Annotated in this window: 4 protein-coding genes; 2 read left to right on the plus strand and 2 right to left on the minus strand. The window is 59.2% G+C overall.

Features of this window, described 5'->3' with window-relative positions; genetic code table 11:
* The first annotated feature begins 291 nt into the window (after positions 1-291).
* On the plus strand, positions 292-1,413 hold the full coding sequence (locus tag KGB27_RS30830; RefSeq protein WP_008043468.1) for a beta-ketoacyl-ACP synthase III: 1,122 nt from the start codon (positions 292-294) through the stop codon (positions 1,411-1,413).
* Positions 1,414-1,575: 162 nt separating this feature from the next.
* Here KGB27_RS30830 and KGB27_RS30835 read toward each other — a convergent pair whose 3' ends face one another.
* On the minus strand, positions 1,576-2,892 hold the full coding sequence (locus tag KGB27_RS30835) for a putative porin (RefSeq protein WP_008029035.1): 1,317 nt from the start codon (positions 2,890-2,892) through the stop codon (positions 1,576-1,578).
* A 284-nt stretch (positions 2,893-3,176) separates the two neighbouring features.
* Here KGB27_RS30835 and KGB27_RS30840 point away from each other — a divergent pair, with 284 nt between their 5' ends.
* Entirely contained in the window at positions 3,177-4,301 is a 1,125-nt protein-coding gene (locus tag KGB27_RS30840) for a GNAT family N-acetyltransferase (RefSeq protein WP_223557354.1), read from the plus strand.
* 15 nt (positions 4,302-4,316) lie between these two features.
* On the opposite strand, the gene aqpZ is transcribed toward KGB27_RS30840, so the two are convergent.
* Entirely contained in the window at positions 4,317-5,012 is a 696-nt protein-coding gene (aqpZ, locus tag KGB27_RS30845; protein WP_008029032.1) for an aquaporin Z, read from the minus strand.
* Between the last annotated feature and the right edge of the window lie 158 nt (positions 5,013-5,170).

Here is a 5,170-nt window from a genome sequence, read left to right on the forward strand (position 1 = left end):
GCAAGGTTCAAGGCCGCCTTCGCCGGCAAGCCGTGCTCCTACAGGTTGGATATCTGCCGTTTGTCATTACTTGAACCGTAGTGCCGTTACACTCGCAAAAGGCGCCAAACCCCAACGTTTATGGCAAACTTCGCGCCTATAAACGCCGGCCCCGCGGTTTTGAGCCTCCACAGGTTCGGGCGGTTCGGAATAAAGCGATGCCAGGTTTGCTTCCTGTGACGGGAACAGACCCTTTATGTATTGGTACGTCGGTGCCAATGCTTTCTGCCTGAACAGATTAGAGAAACGACCATGCATAACGTCGTCATCAGCGGCACCGGCCTGTACACCCCGGCCAACAGCATTTCCAACGAAGAGCTGGTGCAGTCTTTCAACGCTTACGTCGCGCAGTTCAACGCCGACAACGCCGACGCCATCGCCCGTGGCGAAGTCGAGGCATTGACCGAATCCAGCGCCGCGTTTATCGAAAAAGCCTCCGGTATCAAAAGCCGCTTCGTCATGGACAAGGACGGCATTCTCGACCCGCAACGCATGACGCCACGCCTGCCGGAGCGCTCGAACGACGAGTGGTCGGTGCTTTGCCAGATGGCCATCGGCGCGGCCGAACAAGCCTTGCAGCGTGCCGGCAAAACCGCGGCGGACATCGACGGCGTGATTGTCGCTTGCTCCAACCTGCAACGCGCCTACCCGGCCATCGCCATCGAAGTCCAGGAAGCGCTGGGCATCCAGGGTTTCGGTTTCGACATGAACGTGGCCTGCTCCTCGGCAACCTTCGGCATTCAAGCGGCGGCCAACAGCGTGCAACTGGGCCAGGCTCGGGCAGTGCTGATGGTCAACCCGGAAGTCTGCACCGGTCACCTGAACTTCCGTGACCGCGACAGCCACTTCATCTTCGGCGACGCGGCCACTGCGGTGATCATCGAGCGAGCGGACCTGGCGACGTCCAAGTACCAGTTCGACGTGGTCAGCACCAAGCTGCTGACCAAGTTCTCCAACAACATCCGCAACAACTTCGGCTTCCTCAACCGCGCGGCGGAAGAGGGCATTGGTGCCAAAGACAAGCTGTTCGTGCAGGAAGGCCGCAAGGTGTTCAAGGAAGTCTGCCCGATGGTGGCCGAGCTGATCGGTGCGCACCTGGAAGAGAACCAGCTCAACGTCGGCGACGTGAAGCGCTTCTGGCTGCACCAGGCCAACCTCAGCATGAACCACTTGATCGTGAGGAAACTGCTGGGCCGCGAAGCTACCGAAGCAGAAGCCCCGGTGATTCTCGACACCTACGCCAACACCAGCTCTGCGGGCTCGGTGATTGCGTTTCACAAGAACCAGGATGATCTGGCGGCGGGTTCGCTGGCGGTGCTCAGCTCGTTCGGCGCCGGTTATTCGATTGGTAGCGTGATTCTGCGCAAGCGTTGAGTTGTCGCGGTAAATGAAAAGATCGCAGCCAGCGAAGGCTGCGATCTTTTTTTTGCATAAAAAAACTCGCGCTGCGGTATCGGACGGATGATGGGGACCGATACAGCAGCGCGAGTTTGTAAAAGCAGTTTGGGCGTCCTTGCCCGAACCGTGTAGCAGGGATCAGAACTTGGCTTCGGCATCCAGTTGCAGGGTGTTGATTTTCGAGTCGCGCAGGGTGGCGTTGGTGTAGTCGGAATCAGCCATGAAGTACGTCGCGCCGAGGGCGAAGTTCTTGTCGATCTCGTAGCTCACTTTCAACTTGCTGCCGCGCGAACCGGTGAAACCGTTGGCGAAGTCAGAGTCGGTGAAGGCGCCGACCACGGCGTTACGCTGTACGTCACGATAGTTGTAGTCCACGCCGAAGCCGAAGACGTTGGTCTTGACACCGGCCAGCCAGCCCATGTCCTGATCGTTGCTGGCATCGTCGTTGTTGACGACTTGACCGTAGATCGACAGTGGCATTGGCAGGCCGCCGATGTCGAGCTGACCAAAGCCTTCGTACAGTTTGAACTGTTCGTTCGCCGTGTTGCCGTTAATGGCCAGTCGGCAGGTGTTCGCCGCACAGGTATTGTTGATGTCGTTGTCGTTGTCGTAAGCGTAGAGACTGCCACCCAAGGTCATTTTCAGGTTGTCAGTGATCGCGAAACGCGCGCCCAACTGGCCTGAGTACAGACGCAGGTCGTGGCGGAACTGCTTGCCTTCGCCGTCGACGTTGTCCTTGAGGGTGAAGTGGCCGGCGCTACCGAACAGCTCGGTGCTGCCGCCCAGCGGGTATTTGTAAGTCACTGCCAGACCTTCCGGGTTGATGTCGCTATCCCAGATGATGTCGCCCATGCTCACCCATGGTTGCGCCATCTTGCCGCCGATCAAGTGCAGATTCTTGATGGCGTCAGGGTGGTAGTCGACGTAACCCTGGTCCAGCCAGATATCCTTCTTGGTGAAGTTGCCATCCAGGCTCTGGTTGGTGGAACGAGAGTCGTTGTCGCTGCCAGTGGCAATACGGATGCCGGTGTCCACTTGCGGGTTGATTGCAGTGTAGGCACCCAGGCGGACGCGAATACGTTGACGATCCTGGTCGCCGGTGTTGGAAACACCGTCGTTCTTGACCGTTTCCTGGCGGAAACGCACGTCACCCTTGAACTGGGTCTTGGCAGCCCACGCCAGTTTCTGGTCGAAGGTGCTCAGTGCTTCGGTTTTCTTCGCGGTGGCCGCGATCTGCTCGTTAGTCTCTTGCTGAGCCTGACGGGCGATTTGCTGATCCTTCTGATCCCTGGCCAGTTCGGCTTGCAACTCGCTGTACTGCGCGTTGGTAATCGAACCGTTAGCCTTCAGCATGTCGAGCAGTTTGGCGTCGACTGCGGCGCTGGCCGGAACACTCATGGCCAGCAGCAGACCGCCACACAGGGCCGCCGCAGTTTTCGTGGAAGCAAGACGCATATCAATCTCCGAAGATGAGAGGGGATGACTTAGCCATCCAGGGCACAACCGACCGATGTCGGACGGAAAACAGTGATCGGGCTAAGAACCCGACGCTCTAAAAACTGGCGCCAGTATCGCGATGGTTTATGACAAGGCAGTGGCAAAGTGATGGCGGCTCGATGACGATACAAAGTGCGAAGGAACTTTCTATTCCGGGCCCTGTCGGCGGATCACGAGTGTGGATTGCGCCTCGATAGGCGATACTCGCGAGGCTTTTACGCCAAGAAGTGGAGAGGGAAGTGATGCCGCTGCAACGCCTGGAACGTCTGTCCGAAATAGCCCCGCACAGCTGGGATGCCCTGGTGCCGCAAACCCAGCCGTTTCTGCGCCATGCCTTTCTCAGTGCACTGGAAGACAGTGGCAGCGTCGGCGCGCATTCCGGTTGGCAGCCCGAGCATCTGTTGCACATGGACGGGGACCGGTTGATCGCCGCGCTGCCCAGTTACCGCAAGTGGCATTCCTATGGCGAGTACGTGTTCGATCACGCCTGGGCCGATGCCTGCGAGCGTGCCGGCATCGACTATTACCCCAAACTGTTGACCGCCGTGCCGTTCAGCCCGGTCAGCGGACCGCGCTTGCTGGCGGCCTCGGTCGAGGACGGTTTCGAACTGCTGAAAAGTTTGCCGGGCTACCTCGAGATCGAAGAGCTCTCCAGTGCGCACATCAATTTCACCGATCCGTTCACCGACGCGGCGCTGGCCGAACAACCCGGCTGGCTGCAGCGCATCGGCTGTCAGTACCACTGGCAAAATCGCGGCTATCGGGATTTTCAGGACTTCCTCGACGTCCTCAGTTCGCGCAAGCGCAAGCAGATGCGCAAAGAGCGCGAGCAAGTGGCGGGGCAGGGGTTTGATTTCGAGTGGCTGGAAGGCAAGCAACTGGATCAGGCGCAGTGGGATTTCGTTTACGCCTGTTACGCCAACACCTACGCGGTGCGCCGGCAAAGGCCCTATCTGACGCGGGAATTTTTCAGTCTGTTGGCCGAGCGCATGCCGGAATCGATTCGCGTGGTCCTGGCCAAACAGGGCTCACGGCCGGTGGCCATGGCCTTCAGCCTGGTGGGCGGCGACAGTTTTTATGGGCGTTACTGGGGCTGTCTGGCGGAGTTCGATCGTCTGCATTTCGAGACGTGTTTCTATCAAGGGATGGACTACGCAATTGCCAACGGTTTTCAGCGTTTCGATGCCGGTGCTCAGGGTGAGCACAAACTGATTCGCGGGTTTGAACCGGTGATCACCCATTCCTGGCACTACTTGCGCCATCCCGGCTTGAAAGCCGCCGTCAAAGACTTCCTTCATCAGGAGCGTCTCGGCGTCCTGGCCTATGCCGAGGAAGCGAGGACCGCCTTGCCTTACCGACAGGACTGATCCTCTTCCATGGGGTCAAGTGCCTTCCTTGCCCAGCCACCGATACGTCACACCACCGACCACCGCACCCAGCAGCGGCGCGACCCAGAACATCCACAATTGCGCGATCGCCCAGCCGCCGACAATCAGGGCCGGGCCGGTACTGCGGGCCGGGTTGACCGAGGTGTTGGTGATGGGAATCGAGATCAGGTGGATCAGCGTCAGGGCCAGGCCGATAGCGATCGGTGCGAGCCCGGCCGGCGCACGTTTGTCGGTGGCGCCGAGGATGATCAGCACAAACATCGCCGTCATCACCAGTTCACAGACAAAGCCTGCGGCCATCGAGTATTTGCCGGGGGAGTGTTCGCCGTAGCCGTTGGAGGCCAGGCCGGCGGAGAGGTCGAAGCCTTCCTTGCCGCTGGCGATGTAGTAGATCAACGCGGCGGCGATGATCCCGCCGATGACCTGGGCGATGATGTAGGCGGGCAGTTCCTTGGCGGGGAATCGGCCACCGACTGACAAACCGACCGACACGGCGGGGTTGAGGTGGCAACCGGAGATGTGGCCGATGGCGAAGGCCATGGTCAGCACGGTGAGACCAAACGCGATGGCTACACCGAGCACTCCGATCCCAAGCGGAGAAGACGCGGCCAGAACCGCACTGCCGCAACCCCCCAACACCAGCCAGAACGTACCTAACAACTCAGTGACTGAACGTTTGAACAGAGACATGAGAGTGTCCTTGATAGGTTTCCTATCGAGACTGTATCGAGTTATGCATCCTGCAGATTTACGACAGGCTCATCTCCAGAACCTTGGCTGAGTACAGCAGGGTTTTTCTGGAATTCCAGTGGGCTTAGAGCTGTTGGGGGCTGGGGTTGGTGGGGGTT

Source organism: Pseudomonas sp. BF-R-01 (genome assembly GCF_019946615.1).
In the GTDB taxonomy this organism is placed as follows: Bacteria; Pseudomonadota; Gammaproteobacteria; order Pseudomonadales; family Pseudomonadaceae; genus Aquipseudomonas; species Aquipseudomonas migulae.